This is a genomic window from Carboxylicivirga marina, assembly GCF_016612505.1.
GTDB lineage: Bacteria > Bacteroidota > Bacteroidia > Bacteroidales > Marinilabiliaceae > Carboxylicivirga > Carboxylicivirga marina.
Window position 1 is genome coordinate 22349 of record NZ_JAENRR010000042.1, and the last position, 21537, is coordinate 43885.

A 21537-nucleotide genomic window follows, 5' to 3' on the forward strand; every position below is an offset into this window, starting at 1 on the left:
TTTTAGTTAACAAATAATTGCTGATAAAGGGGCTTTACAGCAAAAGTAAAGCCCCTTTTCTTTTACCTCTATCTGTTTTTAATGTTTCGACTAATAGCAATAGTATTCTTAAACTGTACATTTCTAAATGGCGGGCTAAGCCAGGGATTCTTGCGAGTTAATGATAAAGATATCGTCAACGATGATGGTCCTATTATTATCCGTAGCATTGGAACAGGCAACTGGATGATTCAGGAAGGTTACATGATGCAGTCGACCGATGCTGGCATCAATACCCACACACAGTTTCGAAACAAACTCAATGAAGCCATGGGGGTGGAGAGAACCAATGAATTCTATGATTATTGGTTACAACATCATTTTACCAAAGCCGATGTTGATTCAATGAAGGCATGGGGCTTTAATGCTGTACGCCCGGCTTTACATTATAAGTGGCTTACATTGCCTATTGAAGAAGAAGAGACTACCAATGGCACCATTAGAAATACATGGCTCAATAAAGGATTTGACATGCTGGATGAGTTGGTTTCATGGTGTGAGCAGAATGAAATGTATGTCATTTTTGATATGCACGGTACTCCCGGAGGTCAGGGAAAAAATGCAGATATAAGTGATTATGATTCAGCTTTACCATCCTTATGGGAGAGCAAAGATAATCAGGATAAATTAATTGTTTTATGGAAAAAAATAGCTGAACGTTATAAAAACAATCCATGGGTTGGTGGTTATGATATTATTAATGAGCCCAACTGGAATGTTGATGGAACTGGTAATCCTAATGGATGTGGATGCGAAAGCAACAAAGCGATATGGGATTTGCATCAACGACTAACCGAGGCTATTCGCGCAGTTGATGATAAACATATCATCTTTATATCTGGCAACTGCTGGGGAAATAACTACAATGGATTCGATAATCACATCTTAAACGGTTATGATGATAATACCGTTTTAACCTTTCATAAGTACTGGAATAGTAATCATCAAAATGCCATACAATGGGCAATTGACATGCGTGAGCAATACAATATGCCTTTATGGATGAGTGAATCAGGTGAGAACTCAAATCACTGGTTTGCCGAAGCAATAGAATTATTTGAAAAAAATAACATTGGTTGGTCATGGTGGCCTGTTAAAAAAAGCCGGCTGAACAATGTATTAAAGGTGACCACCAATGACAATTACCATGAATTAATTAATTCGTGGAAAGATGGCCAAACACCATTGTCAGCTGATGAAACATACAAAGCTATTATGGAATATGCTATGGCTCACGAAATTGATAACTGTACAGTTGCTCCTGACGTTATTTTTGCCATGAGTAATGGAAGTAATAGTACAGCTACCCAAGCTTATGCTCAACACTCAACAGGAGAGTGGATTCAGTGTGTCAACTATGATCTTGGAAAAGACGGCTTTGCATATCACGATGCTTTATCGGAGAATATTCATGAAGGTGATAATAAATGGGCCAAGTGGAATACAGGTAATTACTACCGAAATGATGGTGTTGATATAGGAAAACACGGTGGCGACTACTATGTTGGATGGACCGAGGCCGGCGAATGGTTACAATATACGATACGGGTTGATGAGGCCGGCCAATACAATTTAGAATTAATAAGTGCTGCTGCTATTCAAGGAAGTCTGGTTAGTATCACTGTTAATGGTGTAGAACAAGCGTCAAATATTGAATTGCCAAGCACTGGAGCCAAAGAAAATTGGCATAATTCTGTAATTACAAAACTAGAATTACTAGCAGGAGAACAAAAAGTGAGAATTAAATTCAACTCTGGGGGGACTGACATAAAGGCTTTTAAACTTATTAAGATATAAAAATGCAACAAGCGATTTTCAGATTAATTATACTGTTCTTCACTTTATCAATCCTGGGATGTTCCGAGGACGAAACAAAGTCGGCATACGTGCCTGATTTTTCCATTTCACCGCATCCAACAGATGGTAATGTGTTTGTTTTTGAAAATACCACTGAGGGAGATCACTTTTACTGGCGATGGAACTTTGGAAATGGCGACCGTACTGATCGCGAGCCGATTGATGAAAATACAATCAATAGTTTTTACCCTGAAAAAGGAACTTTTGACGTCACTTTAACCATCTGGGGTGATCAAACAGACCTAGCCAATAATAAAAGTGTCACTAAGCAGGTAACAGTTGATGAAGATGTGTTTAGTGCAGATTTTAGCATTGAAAGTGTGGCAGGAAAAACGAATTCATACCAATTGGTAAATACTACAACAGGAAGTTTTGAAAGTGCTGTCTGGTTGGTGCAGGGCAAAGAAATTGAGGATAATGGGCAAGCCTATGAAGCTTATTTTCCTTTTGAGGGAAAGTATGATGTACAATTAAGAATAGCAAGTAACACATACGAGAATGCGCTTACTAAAGAAATAATAATAAATGCAGATGATGACGAGTACCGGTCGCATTATGAACTTGTATGGAACGATGAGTTTGAAGGTACAAACATCGATGTGGACAAATGGAAATTTGAAACAGGACAGCATGGCTGGGGTAACAATGAATGGCAAAACTACACCGATGGTGCAAATGTGGAAGTTGCTGATGGGACCCTTAAAATTATTGCTAAACGTATTGGAGAAGGACAAAAAGTGGGTGATTATACGTCCACAAGGATAAATGCAAAGGCGTCGCATACTTATGGGATTTTTGAGGTACGTGCGATGATGCCTGAAGATAAAGGGCCAGGTCATTGGCCGGCTATCTGGATGTTAGGTGAATCCATTCAAAATGGTACCTCCTGGCCGCTATGTGGTGAAATGGACATCATGGAGTACGTAAGTTGGGATCCCAATACAACGTCTAGTAGTATTCATATTCAAAGTAATAACCATGCCAATGGAAATCCCATTGGTTCTGGGCATTTGCCTTTAGAAACAGCTGAAGAGGCCTTTCACATTTATGGGCTTATATGGACAGATAGTTTTGTACGTTTTTATCGTGATGATATTGAAAATACCATTTTAACCTATAATAAGCCTGATGAAGCGACGAAGGATAACTGGCCTTTTGACGATCCGTTTTATTTCCTCCTTAATATAGCCGTAGGTGGCGATTATGGAGGTGTTCAGGGAGTTGATGATGCTATTTTTCCAGCTACCATGGAGGTGGATTATGTAAGGGTTTATCAAATGAATTAAAAAAATACGAATGGGCTTTTCAAAACAGAGTATTACTCTGCCAAAGCCAAAGGTTCTTTAATGTAGTTAGCTTGGTTAAACGATAGGCTGCAGAACTTCTTAACGAAGGAGCTATGTTGTCAGAAAAGCTCATTCGAAAGGCTAACATTTCATTATTGATCTAAAGTACATTGAGCCTTTGGTGATTTTTAAAGAAAGAGAATCATTAAATTGTTTATGCCAAAATCAAGTGATATGAAACTTTTTTACTTCGTTCTTCTGATGATTTTTTTAGTCAGTTGTAGCTCTAAATCAGGCTATCAACTTGTTTGGAGTGATGAGTTTGATTATGCAGGATTACCTGATTCAAGCAAATGGAGTTACGATGTCGAAGGCAATGCCTGGCAGTGGGGTAATAATGAGTTACAACACTATACAGCCAATCGTTTAGAAAATGCCGTGGTTAAGGATGGACAGCTTCATATCATTGCACATAAGGAGGATGGGTTTAATCGTTCCTATACCTCTGCTCGCTTAGTAACGAAAGGGAAAGGAGACTGGCTCTATGGTCGCATTGAAGTAAGGGCAAAAGTAGCAAGTGGGAAAGGAACCTGGCCCGCCATCTGGATGTTGCCAAGCGATTGGGAATATGGGGGTTGGCCTGACAGTGGAGAGATTGACATAATGGAATATGTGGGATATGCTCCCGATTCCTTGTTTTTTACAGTACACACGGGTGCCTATAACCATGTTAAAGGAACCCACAAAGCTAATGGTGTTCTGGTGCCTGATGCAGAACATGATTATCATGTTTATGCACTTGAGTGGACTGCCAGTAAGTGTCTTTTTTTCCTGGATGACGAAAAGGTTTTTGAGTTTAAAAAAGAAGAAAGAGCCACGTCTGCTGAATGGCCTTTCGATAAGCGCTTTCACCTAATAGTAAACCTTGCTGTAGGTGGAAACTGGGGAGGGAAGCATGGTGTTGATGAAACCATTTTTCCTTGTGAAATGCTGGTTGATTATGTGCGTGTATATCAAAAAGATAAATAAATATTCAGTAAATATAGAACGATGAACAACAAACTGTTTTTTACGCTAATTGTTTCAGGTCTGATTCTTTTTCAGGCATGCAATACACCTGCTGGGCAGGGTGACGAAATAGATGACAAGGTAGAAGCTCTTTTGGCTCAGATGACACTGGAAGAGAAAGTGGGACAGATGAATCAATACAATGGTTTCTATGATGTAACAGGACCTGCACCTGCTGAGGGTGATGCGAAACATAAATATGAACACATAAAAAATGGTTGGGTTGGTTCCATGTTAAATGTACGTGGTGCTGCTGAAGTACGTAAAATGCAAGCTTTGGCTGTTGATAGCTCGCGATTGGGTATTCCAATGATATTTGGCTTTGACGTCATTCATGGGCACAAAACCTTATCTCCTATTCCATTGGCTGAGGCAGCCAGTTGGGATTTAGCAGCCATTGAGAAGTCAGCACGTATTGCTGCTATTGAGGCATCGGCCGAAGGTATTAACTGGACTTTTGCACCCATGGTTGATATCTCACGTGATGCCCGCTGGGGGCGTGTGATGGAAGGCGCTGGTGAAGACACCTATCTGGGTTCTAAAATTGGTGTGGCGCGTGTTAATGGTTTTCAGGGCGATGACTTGAGTGCCAATAATACCATCGCGGCTTGTGCCAAGCATTTTGCTGGTTATGGTTTTGCCGAGGCAGGTATGGATTATAATACGGTTGATGTAGGTATGGCGACCTATTACAATGTGATATTCCCACCATTTAAAGCAGCTGTTGATGAGGCTGATGTAAAAACGTTTATGAACTCATTTAACATTGTTAATGCTATTCCGGCAACAGCCAATAAACATATTCAGCGCGATATCTTAAAAGGCGATTGGGGTTTTAAGGGTTATGTTATTTCTGACTGGAGTAGTGGTCGTGAAATGATTGACCACGGTTATGCACGCGATTTAAAGCATGTAGCCGAGTTGGCCGCCAATGCAGGTTCTGATATGGATATGGAATCATATGCTTACGTTAATCATTTGGCAGATTTAGTGCGTGAAGGTAAAGTTAATGAGGGTGTTGTTGATGATGCTGTTCGTCGTATTCTTCGTGTTAAATATGAGTTAGGCTTATTCGATGATCCGTTTAAATATTGTGATGAAAAGCGCGAGAAAGAGTTGATTTATCATGCTGATCATATGGAAGCTGCTTTGGATATGGCGAAGCGCTCAATTGTGCTGCTTAAAAATGAAAATAATATTCTGCCGCTAAATAAAGACAAAAAGATTGCTGTTATTGGTGCTTTGGCCGATGATAAAGATAGTCCGCTAGGTAACTGGCGTATGGCTGGCGAGGATAATACGGCCATTTCTGTATTAGAAGGTTTAGATAACTATGGTGTAAAATACAAGTATGCCGAAGGTGGTAAGTTAATTACCGGTCCAACGGCCTTTCCTTTCGAGTTGGAAGTAAATACAACTGATAAATCGGGTATTAAGGAAGCGGTCAATTTAGCCAAACAGTCTGAAGTTGTAGTAATGGTGCTTGGTGAGCATGGTTTGCACAGTGGCGAAGGAAGAGGACGCGCTAATCTTGGTTTACCGGGTGTTCAGCAAGAGTTGTTGGAAGCGGTTTATAAAGTGAATAAAAACATTGTTTTAGTATTAATGAATGGTCGCCCATTAACCATAACCTGGGCTGATGAGCATGTGCCGGCAATTGTAGAAGCATGGCAACTGGGAACACAAACCGGTAATGCTGTTACGCAGGTATTGTATGGCGAATATAATCCTTCGGGTAAATTGCCAATGACCTTCCCTCGTCATGTTGGTCAGGTGCCGATTTATTACAATCAGTTCCGTACGGGGCGTCCAGGACCAAAACATGAAGTATTCTGGCCGCATTATATGGATGAAAGTGAAAAGCCATTGTATCCGTTTGGTTATGGTTTGAGTTATACTGAGTTTGATTATACGAATCTTAAGGTAAATCTTAAGGCTAAAAACCAGGTTGAAGTTTCAGTTTCGGTTACAAATATCGGAAGTAAAGCAGGCGAAGAAGTGGTTCAGCTTTATATAAATGATAAGGTAGCAAGTATTGTTCGACCAGTAAAAGAGTTAAAAGGTTTTGAGAAGATAAAACTAGAGCCTTCACAAACAACAACAGTAACATTTATGCTGACTGATAAAGAGCTGGGTTTTTATAATAATCAGGGAGAATATCTGGTTGAAGCAGGTGATTTTGAGGTGATGGTTGGCACCAGTTCTGTTTCAGGTCTTAAAGATAAATTCACACTAGAATAATACACTTAGAGAGTCCGGTAAATGCTTATTTAGACGTAAATAGGAAAAATGAAAACAATGAATAATCGCAGATTCTAATTCATACCGGACTCGTTTCTAATGCATTTGTATTTAGGGTATAATAAGTTGTAAAAGCTTTGTTAATCAGGAAATGTTATCAATCGTTATTCTAATTGGTAACATTTCGTGCATAATGACAATTGGTCTTTGAGTTATTTTTGGTGTACAATAATAAAACGATAGCGTGATGAAATATTGGCTAGTATTAAGCATTTTGTTTTTGGGGATAGTTGTTTCTGCCCAAAATCAAGGTGAGATTGAAAAGCAAATTGATGAGATTATTAAGGAGCTGACACTGGAAGAGAAAGTAAAGATGTGCCATGCACAATCGAAGTTTAGCTCACCAGGAGTGGAGCGTTTAGGTATACCTGAAATATGGATGTCTGACGGTCCGCATGGAGTACGTGCCGAAATCGAATGGGATAGCTGGAGCTACGCTGGCTGGACCAATGACTCATGCACGGCTTTCCCGGCATTAACATGTTTAGCATCTACTTTTAATCCTGATTTAGCATACAAATATGGTGTTGCTATAGGTGAAGAGGCAAGATATCGTAAGAAGGATATACTGCTTGGGCCAGGTGTTAATATTTATCGAACACCGCTTAATGGACGTAATTTCGAATACATGGGTGAAGATCCTTATCTGGCTTCAGTGATGTGTGTGCCCTATATAAAAGGGGTTCAAACAAACGGGGTTGCTGCTTGTGTTAAACATTATGCCTTAAATAACCAGGAGGTGTGGCGAGGACATATCAATGTGAAAATAAGCGATCGTGCTTTACATGAAATCTATTTGCCGGCCTATAAAGCTGCCGTGCGGGAAGGTGGAGTTTGGTCGATTATGGGAGCCTACAATAAATACAATGGCCAGCATACCAGTCATCACGAAGTTTTAATCAACGGTATACTTAAAGGGGCCTGGGCATTTGATGGAGTTGTGGTTACCGATTGGGGAAGTGCACACGATACGCGTGAAGCTGCATTAAATGGATTGGATATTGAAATGGGTACCGGAACTGACGGACTAACTTCTTCAACAGAAAATGCCTATGACCACTATTATCTGGCCAAACCATTTTTGGAATTATTAAAAAGTGGTGAAATTGATGAAAGTGTAGTGGATGATAAAGTGCGTCGAATTCTGCGCTTGATGTATCGCACCAACATGGATAAAAATCGCCCCTTCGGTCGTAAAGCCAATCAGTTGCATTTTAATGTAGCACGCGAAGTAGCTCAGGAAGGAATTGTTCTGTTGAAGAATAATAAAAGTTTCTTACCCTTAAATCCTGAAACCACTCAAACCATTGCTGTAATCGGTGAGAATGCTACCCGAATGATGACTGTTGGTGGTGGCTCATCTGAATTAAAAACCGTGCATGAGATTTCACCTTTACATGGTATTCAACAGCGTTTCACCAATGCCAATATTATTCATTCAATGGGATATGCATCAGGCCCATCACAATATGGTCGTGTGATACCTTCTGATTTAGATCAGGATTCGTTAAAACAAGCAGCCATTGAAACCGCTAAGAAGGCTGATGTTGTGTTGTTTGTTGGCGGACTGAATAAGAACCATGAGCAGGATTGCGAAAATGGCGATCGAAAAAGCTTAAATCTACCTTTTGGTCAAGATGAGTTGTTAGATGAAATCGTGGCCGTAAATAAGAATGTAGTCGTTGTTTTGGTAAGCGGTAATGCTGTGGCAATGCCATGGCAGGCGAAAGCTAAAGCTATTGTGCAGGCTTGGTATCTGGGAAGTGAATCGGGGTATGCCATTGCTGATGTATTATCGGGAGATGTGAATCCATCAGGTAAATTGCCATTTAGCTTCCCTGTTAAGCTGGAAGACAATGGCGCTCACGCTTTTGATGAACTATCTTATCCGGGCGATGGAACCGACCAGGTTTATAAGGAAGACATATTGGTTGGATACCGTTGGCACGATACAAAAAAGATAAAGCCACTTTATGCTTTTGGTTACGGCTTGTCGTATACCACGTTTAAAATTAATTCTGCCTCAGTTAATGCTGAGGAATTTAAAGCTGGGGATGAAATAAGTCTATCAGTTGAACTGAGTAATGTAGGTCAAATGGCAGGTTCTGAGGTTCTACAAGTATATGTACGTGATGAAAAATCATCGGTGATGAGACCGCATAAAGAGCTTAAAGGATTTAAAAAAGTACAACTGGCAGCTGGTCAAACACAAACAATCGAACTATCTGTAGCTGTTGACTCGTTTGCTTTTTATGATGAGAACAACAATGATTGGAAGCTGGAAAAAGGTAACTACCAGTTATTAATTGGAACAGCTTCGAATAATATTAAGAAAACCATAAAAGTAGCAGTTAAGTAACAATTAACTACTTTTATTAATGCGGCAAATATTACTTGTAACCTGTTGTAAGAGGTAAAGTTGGAATGAGAAGATAGCGTGGAGAGGAGACAGATGTTCAAAATGCTCATATAAAATAAGCATTTGATCGAATAGTATTTGTTGGCATTGGATTATCTATTATTTTTTGAAAAATAAATTTAGAAATCGAATATATAATGAATTTACCTCAACAACTTAACACTTCCCAGCTTTATTCTCTTGTAGTAGTCCGGGTGCTCCTTGGCTGGTACCTTCTCTATGAAGGATTGGCCAAATTATTCAGCCCTTACTGGTCTGCTTTTGGTTATTTAAAAAGCTCGCAAGGATTCTTAAGTGATTTTTTCACAAGCCTTGCCGACAATTCACAGGCCATTGAAGTCATCAATTTTCTTAATATATGGGGCTTAATTGCCATTGGCCTGGCATTAATTTTAGGTATTCTCGGTAGATTTTCTACACTCATGGGAGTGCTTCTTCTCTCATTGTATTACCTGGCGCATCCGCCTCTGCTTCATGTTAATGAAGTGCTTGTTACCAATGAAAACACATTGTGGGTCGATAAAAATCTGATCTTCATAGCAGTATTGCTTGTGTTGTATTTATTCCCGACAAGTAAAGAAGTAGGGTTCGATCGTTTTATCTACCGTAAAAAGGCTTAATAATGAGTGATGTAAAGAAGTTTTCAAGAAGAGATGTTGTGAAAACCCTGGCAACGATTCCTGTATTAGGGGCCTTGGGGTATGGAGTTTTAAAAAAGATAGATTCCCAAAAGAAAAAAGTATATAACATAGCTGACGACTTGGGTTTAAACCTATACGATGAACCTGAATTAATCAGTTCTAAAGGCGGGCAAACCATCAGACTTGGAATAATTGGCACAGGAGGGCGTGGTAAATATTTACTTGAGGCTGCCGGTTTTGCTCACCCTGATACTGTTAAGCATTGGCGCGATCAATTTCAAATTAATAAGTCAGATACGCGTTATGGCGATTACATGGGCCAGGATGATTTAAATATTGAAATACGCGGGGTTTGCGATATTTTTGATGTGCATGCCGAGCAAGCTTTATTGTCGGCCAGTAATGCTGCAAAAGCTACGTCTTTGGACGAAGTATCGCCAGGGGTAACGCGTTACCGCAATTATCGTGATTTGTTGAAGGCACCAGATATTGATGCAGTTATTATTGCGACGCCCGATCATTGGCATGCACAAATGGGTATTGATGCGGCTAAGGCAGGTAAACATATCTACATCGAAAAGGGTCTGACACGAACGGTTGAGGAAGCTTTTGCTCTTCGGGAAACCGTTAAAGAAACAGGCGTGGTGTTTCAATTAGGTCACCAGGGGCGTCAAACGGCTAGTTTTAATAAGGCCAAGCAGCTGATTGATAAAAACATCTTAGGTAAAATATCTCTTATTGAGGTTTGTACCAATCGCAACGATCCAAATGGAGCCTGGGTATATCCCATTCATCCCGAGGCCAATGAAAATACCATTGACTGGAAGCAATTTACCGAACCAACAAAACATCATCCGTTTAGTGCTGAACGGTTTTTCCGTTGGCGTTGTTGGTGGGACTATGGTACGGGCTTAGGTGGCGATTTGCTAACACATGAATATGATGCCATCAATCAGGTATTACAATTGGGTATTCCACATTCGGCGGTGGCGTCTGGAGGAATCTATTTCTTTAAAGACGGACGCGAAGTACCTGATGTTTTTCAGTCTGTATTTGAATATCCGGAGCGTGATTTAACAATGGTGTACAGCGCTTCATTGGCTAATGAACATTATCGTGGAAAAGTAATTATGGGGCACGATGCTACAATGAGAATGGAAAATAAGCTGGAGATTTTTCCCGATAATCGTTCAACGCAATACCGAAAGCAGTTGGATGCTGGTTTAATATCTTCCAATCAAGCAATGATTACCTACGAGCCAGGACGAAATACGCTGGATGGAACAACATCAGCAACAGAACAATACTTTGCCAGTCGTGGCTTATTGTACACACATGTGCAAGGTAAGCGAGTCAATACTGCTCATCTACACATTAAAGAGTGGCTCGAATGTATCAGGCAAAATAAACAGCCAAGTTGCAACATAGATCAGGCTTTTGAAGAAGCCATTACAGCCCATATGGCGACCATTGCTTACCGTGAGAACAGGAAAGTATATTGGGATGCTGACAAAGAAGAGATAATATAAGTACCCAATAAACCCGATTATTAATCACCCTTAATATTATAACATGAACAATAACAAGAAACGGCTTGAAATGGATCGACGTCAATTTTTAGCCAACGCAGGAATAGCTACAGCCGGTTTGGTAATGATGCCATCAATGGCAGCGGCTCAAAGGCGTCGTAAATCGAAAAATGGAAAACTAAATATTGCTGGTGTTGGAGTTGGCGGTAGAGGTTTTGGAGTGCTCAAGGCAATGGAAAGTGAAAATATTATAGCCTTATGTGATGTGGATTGGAAATATGCCAAAGGTTGTTTTGAATATTTTCCTGAAGCAAAACAATACTGGGATTGGCGTAAGATGCTCGATGAGATGGGTGATGAGATTGATAGTCTAGTGGTGGCTACTGCCGACCATACGCATGCCATCATCGCAGCAACTGCTATTACAATGGGTAAGCATGTATATGTCGAAAAGCCATTGACTCATACGGTATACGAATCACGATTGTTAACCAAGTTAGCGGCCAAACATCAGGTGGCTACTCAAATGGGTAATCAGGGAGCATCAGGCGAAGGTGTTGCATTAACCACTGAGTGGATTCAGAATGGTGAGATTGGTGAAATACGCAAGGTAGAAGCCTTTACCGACCGTCCTATTTGGCCTCAGGGTTTAAATAGACCAATAGAAGAACAAGCAGTACCAGATACCTTTAATTGGGATTTATTTGTTGGACCGGCAAAAATGCGCCCATACAATGAAATATATACACCATGGAATTTCCGCGGTTGGTGGGACTTTGGTACAGGTGCCCTGGGTGATATGGCTTGCCATATTCTACATCCAGTTTTTAAGGGTTTAAAGTTAGGTTATCCTACCAAAGCACAAGGTAGTTCATCATTATTGTTAACCGATGCAGCTCCTGTTGCTCAAAAAGTTCGTTTAGTATTTCCTGAGCGAAAAAGTTTGGCTAAAGTGGCCATGCCTGAAGTGGAAGTGCATTGGTACGATGGCGGTTTACAGCCGCTTAAGCCCGATGGTTGGCCTGCAGGTAAGGACATGAATAATCAGGGTGGTGGCGTTCTTTTCCATGGCTCTAAAGATACTTTAGTATGTGGTTGCTATGGTCGCGATCCTTGGTTGTTATCAGGACGTGTGCCTGATGTGCCAAAAACAGAGCCTCGTATTTCTCTTAGCCATGAAATGGACTGGGTACGTGCTTGTAAAGAGAGCCCAAAGAATAGGGTAGAGACATTATCGCCTTTTAGTGAAGCAGGACCTTTTAACGAAATGGTGGTAATGGGAGTATTGGCTGTTCGATTACAATCGCTTAATAAAGAGTTGAAATGGGATGGCGAAAACATGCGTTTTACCAATATTGGTGATGATGAAACCATTCGAACCGTTATTAGCGATGGATTTAAAATTCACGATGGCCATCCAACTTTTGACAAAGAATGGACCAAGCCGAAGAATGCCAATGCTTTTGCTCAGGAGCTGATCAAACACAATTATCGTGATGGTTGGACTTTACCTGAGATGCCTGTATAATAAACTAAGTAACCATCTCCCCTCGCATTAGGAGAAGTATCATAATTCCCCTCTTCTGAAAGGAGGTACGACAGGGGAGTGGTTCAATTTTGTTAATATGAACTTTAAAAACTATAAAATGAAATACCTATTAATATTCGGATTGATAATGGCAATGTTTTCATCATGCTGTGATAAATCACAAGAAATAAATACTTTAACTAAGGAAGAAAAAGCTGATGGCTGGCAACTGTTGTTTGATGGTAAAACATCAGATGGCTGGCGCAACTATGGTAAAACAACTTTCCCTAATGGCTGGGAAATCACAGAAGATGGCACGATTCATTGTCCTGGCTCAGGGCGTGGTGAAGCTGGTGGTAAAGACCGTGGTGATATCTTATATGGCGATAAAATGTTTGGGAATTTCCATTTGAAATTAGAATGGAAAATTTCGAAAGGTGGTAATTCAGGTATTTTCTATCTGGGACAAGAAAACGATTCCTTAGATTATATCTGGAAAACAGCTCCTGAAATGCAAGTTTTGGATAATATTAACCACCCTGATGCCAATGCAGGTATCGCAGGTAACCGTCAGGCTGGCTCTCTTTATGATTTGTACCCGGCTGTGCCACAAAATGCCAAGCCTGTAGGCGAATGGAACCAAGTTGAAATTAAGGTTTACAAAGGGGCTGTTTGGCATATTCAAAATGGCGAAACAGTGGTTGAATATCATTTGTGGACACCTGAGTGGAACGATTTAGTAGCAGGTAGTAAGTTTCCTGCATTGAATCCAGCCTGGGCCGATGTGGCTTCTGAAGGTTATATTGGTCTTCAGGATCATGGCGACGATGTATGGTTTCGTAACATTAAAATTAAAGAATTATGATGCGTTTAACACTCATACTTGCAATCACTCTTTATTTTTTGCCTCATGTAAATGCTAAAAAAGTGGAAAAGAACATAGGTATTCAACTATGGTCGGTGCGCGATGATATGAAGGCAGATGCCGAAGGTACCATCATGAAGTTAGGAGAAATAGGTTACTCATTTGTTGAAGCAGCTGGTTATGGCGATGGTAAATTCTATGGAATGGAACCACTCGCTTTTAAGAAGTTGTTGAATGATAATGGACTTCAATTTACTGCATCGCATTGTGGTCAGGCATTGCCTGATGAAGCCAATTGGGAAAAGGTGATGCAATGGTGGGATCAATGTATTGATGCGCATGCTGAAGCTGGTGTTCAATATATTGTTCAGCCTTTTATGGATAAAAAGGGCTATGGTTCACTGGAAGATTTAAAGCGTTATTGCGACTACTTTAATGTTATTGGTGAAAAGTGTAACGCAAAGGGTATTCGATTTGGTTATCACAATCACGATAAGGAATTTGAAGAAGTAGATGGTATCATCCGATACGATTATATGTTACAAAATACTGATCCGGAGAAAGTCATGTTTCAGTTAGATTTGTATTGGATAATGGTAGGTGAGAAAGATGCCTTAAGCTATTTCAAAAAATACCCTAAGCGCTTTGAGCTTTGGCATGTGAAAGATGAAAAAGAACTGGGCGAAAGTGGTAAAATGGATTTTGAGCCTATCTTTAAGAAGGCCTCAAAGTCGGGTATGAAAGAGATTATCGTTGAAGTGGAGCGTTACAATTATGAACCATTGAAAAGCGTTGAAAAAAGCCTTGAATTCTTAATGAATGCCAGGTATGTAAAATAGTCTGTCTTAAAATTTAGTTTGTATGAAGAGGTTGCCTGATTTAGGCAGCCTCTTTGTATTGAATCTTCTATTTGGTTTATTCCTAAACAGGGATAAGATTACTATAGAATATTAAAGCTATTTGCTTTTTTTTAGCTGTCCCGAAGGGACTTAAAGTAAATAACCACCGGTAAAACCGGTGGATAATAACAAGCCAGAATACTTTCAGCCCTGAAAGGGTTAAATTTAAATATTACTTCAAAAAATAACGCTCCTCAATTTCAATTCCATGCTCCATCAATAAACTTCTGTATTCTTCTTCGAAAGACTCATTCCGATGATGTTCCTGCTGGTTTTTAATGTAGTTAATAAGCTTATTTTTATCATTATATGAATAGGTTAATGCTGCATAGCCATCAGCCCACCCTTTGAAATAAGGAAAAGAGGTAGAGCTTTTTAGCCAAATTGAAGTAGCAGTCTTTAAGTCTCTAACGATGTCGGCTAAGGCAATACTTGGATGAAGACCAAATAGTATGTGAATATGCTCTTCCATACCATTTATTCGATACAAATGACAGTTCTTATTTTTAATAATACCCCAAATGTATTTGAAGAGCTTATCATTTTCGTCTAATGAAAGAGTCTTTTGACTGTATTTAGTTCTAATGACAATTTGATAGATTATCTGTCGATAACTTGACATGCTGTTAGTTAATGGTTTATAAAAGACAATTTAGCGTATATTCTGGTACTAATCAATTTGGTTCAACCCATTCAGGGCTGATTTGTGTGGTTTAAGTTCCCACTGGTTTCACCAGTGGTTATTAATAATTGTGTCCCTTCAGGACATAAGTCCTCTTGAAATTTTATCTTAATTGGGAGTTTCTGTTTTATCGTCATTCTAATGGTATGAGGCATTTTTTAAACTCAACAATCGCTCATGCAAGTGGTTGTAAAGAAAGAATAGTTCTTTAAGTCGCTCATGCAAGTGTACAGGACTGACAACTGGTTCTGAACCACCTTCTCGCAAATGATCTGAATGGATGATCGGTTCTTTAAATCCTTCTCGCAAGTGGTCAGAACAGATAAACGGTTCTGAGTAACCTTCTCGCAAGTGAACGGAATGGATGAATGGTTCTTTAAGTTGTTCTCGCAAGTGGTCGAGTACGTTTATTCGTTCCTTAATACGCTCCTGCAAGTAGTCAAGTCGATCAGGCAGTTCTGTTCATCGCTCTAGCAAACGGTCAGAGTGGTTCTGGAGTTTTTAATTTTCAAATCATCAAATAAGCCATTCACCAAATCAACATTTAAAAACTATCTTTGCAAAAAAAACAGCATATGACAACTCGTAAAGTACGTGTGCGCTTTGCACCAAGTCCAACCGGACCATTACACATTGGTGGTGTTCGTACCGCATTGTTTAACTACTTGTTTGCCAAAAAGCATGGTGGTGATTTCATCCTTCGTATTGAGGATACTGATTCTACTCGTTTTGTTGAGGGGGCTGAAGAGTACATCAACGAAAGTATGGAATGGTTAGGTATGACCATTGATGAAGGCGTGAAGCAAGGTGGAGAATATGGACCATACAAGCAAAGTGAGCGTCGCGAGATTTATAAGAAATATGCCGACCAACTGGTAGAAACCGGCTGGGCTTATTATGCTTTTGATACCCCGGAGGAGTTGGATGCCTTACGTGCTCAGGCAGAAGCAGAGAAAAAGACTTTTGCTTACGATATGCATTCGCGAAGCAACATGAAAAACTCATTATCATTATCTGAAGATGAGGTGAAGCAACGCATGGAAGCAGGTGAGCCTTGGGTTATCCGCTTTAAAATGCCTGAAGATACTGATGTGCAGACTAATGACATGGTGCGTGGTTCTGTTACTTTTAATACCAATACTTTAGATGATAAAGTACTTTACAAAAGTGCCGATAAGTTACCAACATATCACCTGGCAAATATTGTGGATGACCATTTGATGGATATCTCACATGTTATTCGTGGTGAAGAGTGGTTGCCATCGGTGCCATTGCATATCATGTTGTATCGTGCCCTTAAGTGGGAAGAAACCATGCCACAATTTGCTCACTTACCATTAATCCTTAAACCAACTGGTAAAGGTAAATTATCGAAACGTGATGGTGATAAAGGTGGTTTTCCGGTTTTTCCATTAAACTGGCAGTTGGAAGATGGCATAGCCATGGGCTACCGTGAAAGTGGCTATTTTCCTGAGGCAATGGTTAACTTGTTAGCATTGTTGGGATGGAATCCAGGTACTGAGCAGGAGTTGTTTTCAATGGATGAATTAGTTGAATTGTTTTCCATTGAGCGAGTTAATAAATCAGGTGCGCGCTTCGACCCTGATAAAGCCAAATGGTTTAATCAGCAACATCTGGTTCGTAAAGATGATGCCGAGTTGGCTGAGCTTTTTCAATGCGAACTATCAGAAAAGGGAATGAAGGCAGAGCCTGGCTTTGTAGCACAAGTAGTTGGTTTGGTAAAAGAGCGTGTCAACTTCGTGAGTGAGTTATGGGAGCAAACAGCCTTCTTTTTTGAAGCGCCGGTCGAGTATGATCCGAAGGTGGTTAAGAAACGTTGGAAAGGCGATGTGCCTGCTTTTATGACTGAATTAACTGTTGAGCTTGAAAAGGTAAGCAGTTGGAAGGCTGATGATATAAAAACGGCTATTTCAGGGCAAATAGAAGCTAAAGGACTGGGTTTTGGTTTGGTAATGAATGCTTTTCGTTTGGCACTTGTTGGTGGTGGTTTTGGGCCTGATTTAATGACGATCGCAGAGATGATTGGTCAGGATGAAACAATTAAACGTGTGAACGCTGCTGTAGAAAACTTACAATAATATAGGGCCGTCAATCAGGCATCCGTTTGGTTGACGGCTTATTCAGTCTCTATGCACATTGAAATATCTGATAAACGGTGGTCCTTAAGAGAAATAAGGAATAAGGTTCGGCGTCGAACCGGGTATTTCAAACGTCAATATCTAAAACAGTATCCTGATATAAAGGATGTTGTTTACATCAGAATTCCGAAAACAGGGAGTACTAGTTTGGTCAATGTTTTAAAGGGCCAGGGCTTGTTATACCTGAATAATGAGAAGGCCATTAATTTCTATTTCCCTCAAAAAGGTTTTGTATCGTTCGGCCCGTTAAGTTATGAGTACTTGCTTAATAAAGGAATGATATCTCAGTCGTATCATGAAAATATGCATGTGTTTACTACCGTGCGGAATCCATTTGCGCGTACAGTCTCAACCTTTTTCTACTATAAAAAGATAGGTTGGCTCAATCAGAACATGAGTTTTGACGCGTATACAGACTATATAAAACGCATAGAACTAAACGAACTGGATAACTTCTATGATTCTTTTCGCGGACACATCTTTCCACAATACAAGTTTTTATTCTGTAATGGTGAACGATTTGTTCATCACACCATGAGGTTGGAGTCGATTAATACTGATATTAGGGAGTTAGAGTCAATGATGAACTTTAACCTACATCTTCCTCACTTGAATAAATCAGTGTTCGAAGATTATCGTAATCTTTACTCCTCACAAAGTATTTCTAATGTACTCTCTGTTTATGAAAAAGACTTTGAACTATTAGGGTATAGTAAGGAACTTTAGAAAAAATCATAAAAAAATTCCGCATCCTATTCAGGTACGGAATTTTTTTAGTCTTACTTCTTATGTCTTTTATCTTCTGTCTAACATTACTTTTTCTTCTTCGCCCACGAATCTTTCAAAGTAACGGTCCTGTTAAAAATCACTTTATCTTCCGTCGAATCTTTATCAACACAGAAATAGCCTAAACGCTGAAACTGGTATCTGTCAATGCCATCAGTAAATTTGGTACTGGCATCTTTGTAGTTTGGCTCAATGTAGCAAGTGTTGATTACCGATAGAGAATTCGGGTTTAAGAAATCCAAAAACTCTTTGTCTTTGTGTCCATCAGGTGATTCATCCATAAACAAACGATCGTACTGCTTTACCTGAATGGCTTTGGCATGTTCAACGCTTACCCAATGAAGAGTACCTTTTACTTTGCGGTTACTTCCTTCCATGCCACTTTTGGTATCAGGATCGTAAGTACAGTAAATCTCAGAAATCTCACCATTCTCATCTTTCTTGATGCTTTCACATTTTACGATATAGGCATTTTTCAGGCGTACTTCGCGGCCCACATCCATTCGGAAAAATTTACGAGGTGCATTTTCCATAAAGTCATCACGCTCTATGTAAATCTCACGGCTAAAAGGCAGTTTACGGCTACCCATGCCTTCATCTTCAGGGTTGTTGATGGCTTCCATCCACTCCACTTCTCCTTCAGGATAGTTGGTGATAATTACCTTAACCGGGTTTAAGACAGCATACACACGCGGTGTTTTTTTATTCAAGTCTTCACGAATGCAGTGCTCCAGTAGAGCCACGTCAATAACATTCTCGCGCTTGGCAACACCAATTTGATCAGCAAACTTTCGAATAGACTCAGGTGTGTAACCTCTTCGACGATATCCTGAGATCGTTGGCATACGAGGATCATCCCATCCGGCCACATAGTTATCATTTACTAATTGAAGCAGCTTGCGCTTACTCATAACTGTGTAGTTGAGGTTTAAGCGGGCAAATTCAATTTGTCGTGGTTTTGGCAATGCTTTTAACTCTGGTTGAAATTCAAGAATTTGTTCCAGAAACCAGTTGTATAATGGGCGGTGTACTTCAAATTCAAGCGTACATATTGAATGTGTAATACCTTCTTTAAAGTCGCCTTGTCCGTGTGCAAAATCATACATTGGGTAAATACACCAATCATTGCCTGTGCGATGATGATGCGCATGAATGATACGATACATCAATGGATCGCGCATGTGCATATTAGGTGATGCCATATCAATTTTGGCGCGTAGTACACGTTCACCATTCTGAAACTCACCTTTTCGCATACGCTCAAACAGGTCAAGGTTTTCTTCAACACTATTGTTGCGATTCGGGCTTTCCTTGCCAGGTGTTGTTGGAGTTCCTTTCTGCTCTGCAATTTCTTCAGCACTTTGGTCATCAACGTATGCTTTGCCGTTTTTTATAAATAGCACAGCCCATTGATACAGTTGCTCAAAGTAATCAGATGTAAACTTTGGCTCATCATTCCATTGGAAACCTAACCAATTAACATCTTCCTTGATAGAATCTACGTATTCAGTATCTTCTTTGGTTGGGTTGGTGTCATCAAAGCGCAAATTTGTACCACCCTTATAATGTTTTCCTAAGCCAAAGTTCAGGCAGATAGACTTGGCATGACCAATATGTAAGTAACCATTAGGCTCAGGAGGGAAACGCGTTAGTACAGCACCTCCGTTTTTATTTTCACTTAAATCATTATCAATCTCCTGATGAATGAAATTCGTTTTTGGCGTTTCGTTCAATTCCATCTGCTCTCTATTTTGTCTTAATTATAGTATTTACAATAATTGATGTGTGTACATCTTGTACAAAAGTAATTGTTTTTCGACTTAAAAATCTGATGATTCGGCGATAAAAGGTTATTTTCGCCAAAAAAATAGTGCAACAATGGAAGAGAAGCAATTGATTGGCGTGATTGAGTTGGAAGAAATGGAGTTTTATGCGTATCACGGTTGTTTTAAAGAGGAGCAAGTTGTTGGTAATCGATTTTTGGTTAAGGTGACTTTAGAAACGGATTGTTCGACAGCTGCTGAAAGTGATAACATCAACGACGCCCTTAATTATGTGACTGTATACGAAATTGTGCGTGAACAGATAATGCAAAACTCCCATTTGCTTGAGCATTTGAATAGACGTATTATTGATGGTATTTATGAGCGTTTCCCGGAGTTATTAAAGGCATCGGTAAAAGTGTCAAAGATGAATCCACCAATGGGCGGACAAATGAAATGTGTAAGTGTAACTTTTAGCCGATAGTGATGACCGACGGAATAAAAAAGAAAGAGTGCCCACGTTGCGGAACCGAGTTTTTTTGTCACGCCGATAGTGACGCACCATGTTGGTGCATGAGTTATGATATAAATCCTGAAAATCTTAAAGTGTTGGGCATTAAATATAAAGGCTGTATTTGTCCCGAATGCTTAAAATTATATGGACAAAAGAGGAAATAAAAATTTGCTCAGCAAATAATTTATTGCTTATTTTGCATCCCGAAACACAACGGTTCCTTGGCCGAGTGGCTAGGCACTGGTCTGCAAAACCAGCTACGGCGGTTCGAGTCCGCCAGGAACCTCTATTAAAGATGGTAAAAAGGTGATTTTCAGTCAAATGAAAATCACCTTTTTTCGTATTGGAAATATTTTGGAAACAACCTCATGTTTTTGAATTATTTATTTAAGCAATATATTTCCTCCCTTATGCCCTTTTGAAGGTGTAAGTCAAATAAAGGATTTAATTGCGTGCTAGGCATAAGGGAAAGATAAACCGTTTAGTTTTTATAATCTTTATGGATGAATCATTAAATTACCATTTGCTGAGACGATCTTGTCTTCTGTATTCAGGAGTAGTATTGACGGTCTCATAAACTGGTTTTATAAATGTGTTTCGAGGTTTAACCTAAAAAGAAACAGTTATGAAAATCGGTTATGCAAGGGTATCTACCAAAGATCAGAATTTGGAGATGCAAATTGAGGCGTTGGGAAAAAATGGTTGTACTAAAAATTTTCAGGAAACGAAAAGTGCCATAAAGGAACGGCCAGAATTAGAAAAGATGTTAGAACATACCAGAGAAGGTGATGTTGTGGTTGTTTGTAAATTAAATTGGCTAGTACGTTCTCTAAAGGACCTTATCGATATGGTATCTTCCTTCCGCGAAAATGGTGTTGAATTTATTAGTTTGAATGATTGTATAGACACTACTGCAGTACAGGGTCGTTTGACCTTTAATATTTTTGCAAGCTTTGCAGAGTGCGAAAGGAACTTATTCGTAAAAGAACACTTACAGGGTTTGAAGCAGCCAGATTGCGTGGTAGGATTGGTGGACGTAAGAAAGGTCTAACTCTTGAAGCAATGAAAACTGCTTATGCTTGCTACCAACTTTGACAAGATAAGAATCGTTCCATAACTGATGTTCTTAAGGGGACTTCTATAAATTAAAACTTTGACATACAGATGTGTATTAGTATTTTCAGGCGATAAAATCAGCCGA

The 21537-nt window shown here is 39.7% G+C and carries 18 protein-coding genes and 1 tRNA gene; 16 read left to right on the forward strand and 3 right to left on the reverse strand.

Features of this window, described 5'->3' with window-relative positions; translation table 11 throughout:
• The first annotated feature begins 81 nt into the window (after positions 1–81).
• The 10 genes from JIV24_RS15740 to JIV24_RS15785 all read left to right on the forward strand — a co-directional run bounded on the left by JIV24_RS15740 (position 82) and on the right by JIV24_RS15785 (position 14372).
• Complete coding sequence (locus JIV24_RS15740; protein ID WP_200466021.1) at positions 82–1836, forward strand: cellulase family glycosylhydrolase; 1755 nt, start codon at positions 82–84, stop codon at positions 1834–1836.
• Positions 1837–1838: 2 nt separating this feature from the next.
• On the forward strand, positions 1839–3182 hold the full coding sequence (locus JIV24_RS15745) for a family 16 glycosylhydrolase (protein WP_200466022.1): 1344 nt from the start codon (positions 1839–1841) through the stop codon (positions 3180–3182).
• Positions 3183–3416: 234 nt separating this feature from the next.
• Positions 3417–4211: a glycoside hydrolase family 16 protein gene (locus JIV24_RS15750; RefSeq protein WP_200466023.1), complete on the forward strand. Its 795-nt coding sequence runs from the start codon at positions 3417–3419 to the stop codon at positions 4209–4211.
• Positions 4212–4232: 21 nt separating this feature from the next.
• Complete coding sequence (gene bglX, locus JIV24_RS15755) at positions 4233–6491, forward strand: beta-glucosidase BglX (protein ID WP_200466024.1); 2259 nt, start codon at positions 4233–4235, stop codon at positions 6489–6491.
• A 247-nt stretch (positions 6492–6738) separates the two neighbouring features.
• Entirely contained in the window at positions 6739–8910 is a 2172-nt protein-coding gene (locus JIV24_RS15760) for a beta-glucosidase (RefSeq protein WP_200466025.1), read from the forward strand.
• A gap of 197 nt (positions 8911–9107) precedes the next feature.
• Positions 9108–9590, forward strand: a complete 483-nt coding sequence (locus tag JIV24_RS15765) for a DoxX family membrane protein (protein WP_200466026.1) — start codon at positions 9108–9110, stop codon at positions 9588–9590.
• 2 nt (positions 9591–9592) lie between these two features.
• Positions 9593–11140: a Gfo/Idh/MocA family protein gene (locus tag JIV24_RS15770; RefSeq protein ID WP_200466027.1), complete on the forward strand. Its 1548-nt coding sequence runs from the start codon at positions 9593–9595 to the stop codon at positions 11138–11140.
• A 43-nt stretch (positions 11141–11183) separates the two neighbouring features.
• Entirely contained in the window at positions 11184–12668 is a 1485-nt protein-coding gene (locus JIV24_RS15775; RefSeq protein WP_200466028.1) for a Gfo/Idh/MocA family oxidoreductase, read from the forward strand.
• A gap of 118 nt (positions 12669–12786) precedes the next feature.
• Positions 12787–13533 carry a 3-keto-disaccharide hydrolase gene (locus tag JIV24_RS15780; protein WP_200466029.1) on the forward strand — a complete coding sequence of 249 codons (747 nt, stop codon included), beginning with the start codon at positions 12787–12789 and terminating at the stop codon, positions 13531–13533.
• Between the two features lie 62 nt (positions 13534–13595).
• The gene (locus tag JIV24_RS15785) at positions 13596–14372 is read left to right on the forward strand and encodes a sugar phosphate isomerase/epimerase family protein (protein WP_289048450.1); all 777 of its coding nucleotides are present in this window, start codon (positions 13596–13598) and stop codon (positions 14370–14372) included.
• A gap of 232 nt (positions 14373–14604) precedes the next feature.
• Here JIV24_RS15785 and tnpA read toward each other — a convergent pair whose 3' ends face one another.
• Both tnpA and JIV24_RS15795 read right to left on the reverse strand, forming a co-directional pair.
• Positions 14605–15054: an IS200/IS605 family transposase gene (gene tnpA, locus JIV24_RS15790; RefSeq protein ID WP_200466030.1), complete on the reverse strand. Its 450-nt coding sequence runs from the start codon at positions 15052–15054 to the stop codon at positions 14605–14607.
• Positions 15055–15252: 198 nt separating this feature from the next.
• The gene (locus tag JIV24_RS15795; protein WP_200466031.1) at positions 15253–15549 is read right to left on the reverse strand and encodes a hypothetical protein; all 297 of its coding nucleotides are present in this window, start codon (positions 15547–15549) and stop codon (positions 15253–15255) included.
• 140 nt (positions 15550–15689) lie between these two features.
• On the opposite strand from JIV24_RS15795, the gene gltX reads away from it, so the two are divergent.
• Both gltX and JIV24_RS15805 read left to right on the forward strand, forming a co-directional pair.
• The gene (gltX, locus tag JIV24_RS15800) at positions 15690–17213 is read left to right on the forward strand and encodes a glutamate--tRNA ligase (RefSeq protein WP_200466032.1); all 1524 of its coding nucleotides are present in this window, start codon (positions 15690–15692) and stop codon (positions 17211–17213) included.
• A gap of 51 nt (positions 17214–17264) precedes the next feature.
• Positions 17265–17999, forward strand: coding sequence for a sulfotransferase family 2 domain-containing protein (locus JIV24_RS15805; protein ID WP_200466033.1), 735 nt, complete (start codon positions 17265–17267; stop codon positions 17997–17999).
• An 86-nt stretch (positions 18000–18085) separates the two neighbouring features.
• Here JIV24_RS15805 and JIV24_RS15810 read toward each other — a convergent pair whose 3' ends face one another.
• Positions 18086–19798 (reverse strand): glutamine--tRNA ligase/YqeY domain fusion protein, encoded by a 1713-nt coding sequence (locus tag JIV24_RS15810; RefSeq protein ID WP_200466034.1) that lies wholly within the window; start codon positions 19796–19798, stop codon positions 18086–18088.
• A gap of 139 nt (positions 19799–19937) precedes the next feature.
• Between JIV24_RS15810 and folB the strand changes: the two genes are divergently transcribed.
• The 4 genes from folB (at position 19938) to JIV24_RS15830 (ending at position 21387) form a co-directional block, all read left to right on the forward strand.
• A complete protein-coding gene (folB, locus tag JIV24_RS15815; RefSeq protein WP_200466035.1) occupies positions 19938–20306 on the forward strand; it encodes a dihydroneopterin aldolase in 369 nt (122 codons plus the stop codon).
• Positions 20307–20308: 2 nt separating this feature from the next.
• On the forward strand, positions 20309–20500 hold the full coding sequence (locus JIV24_RS22880) for a cysteine-rich CWC family protein (protein ID WP_200466036.1): 192 nt from the start codon (positions 20309–20311) through the stop codon (positions 20498–20500).
• A 51-nt stretch (positions 20501–20551) separates the two neighbouring features.
• A tRNA-Cys gene (locus tag JIV24_RS15825) sits at positions 20552–20622 on the forward strand.
• A gap of 339 nt (positions 20623–20961) precedes the next feature.
• The gene (locus JIV24_RS15830) at positions 20962–21387 is read left to right on the forward strand and encodes a recombinase family protein (protein WP_200466037.1); all 426 of its coding nucleotides are present in this window, start codon (positions 20962–20964) and stop codon (positions 21385–21387) included.
• The last annotated feature ends 150 nt before the right edge of the window (positions 21388–21537 follow it).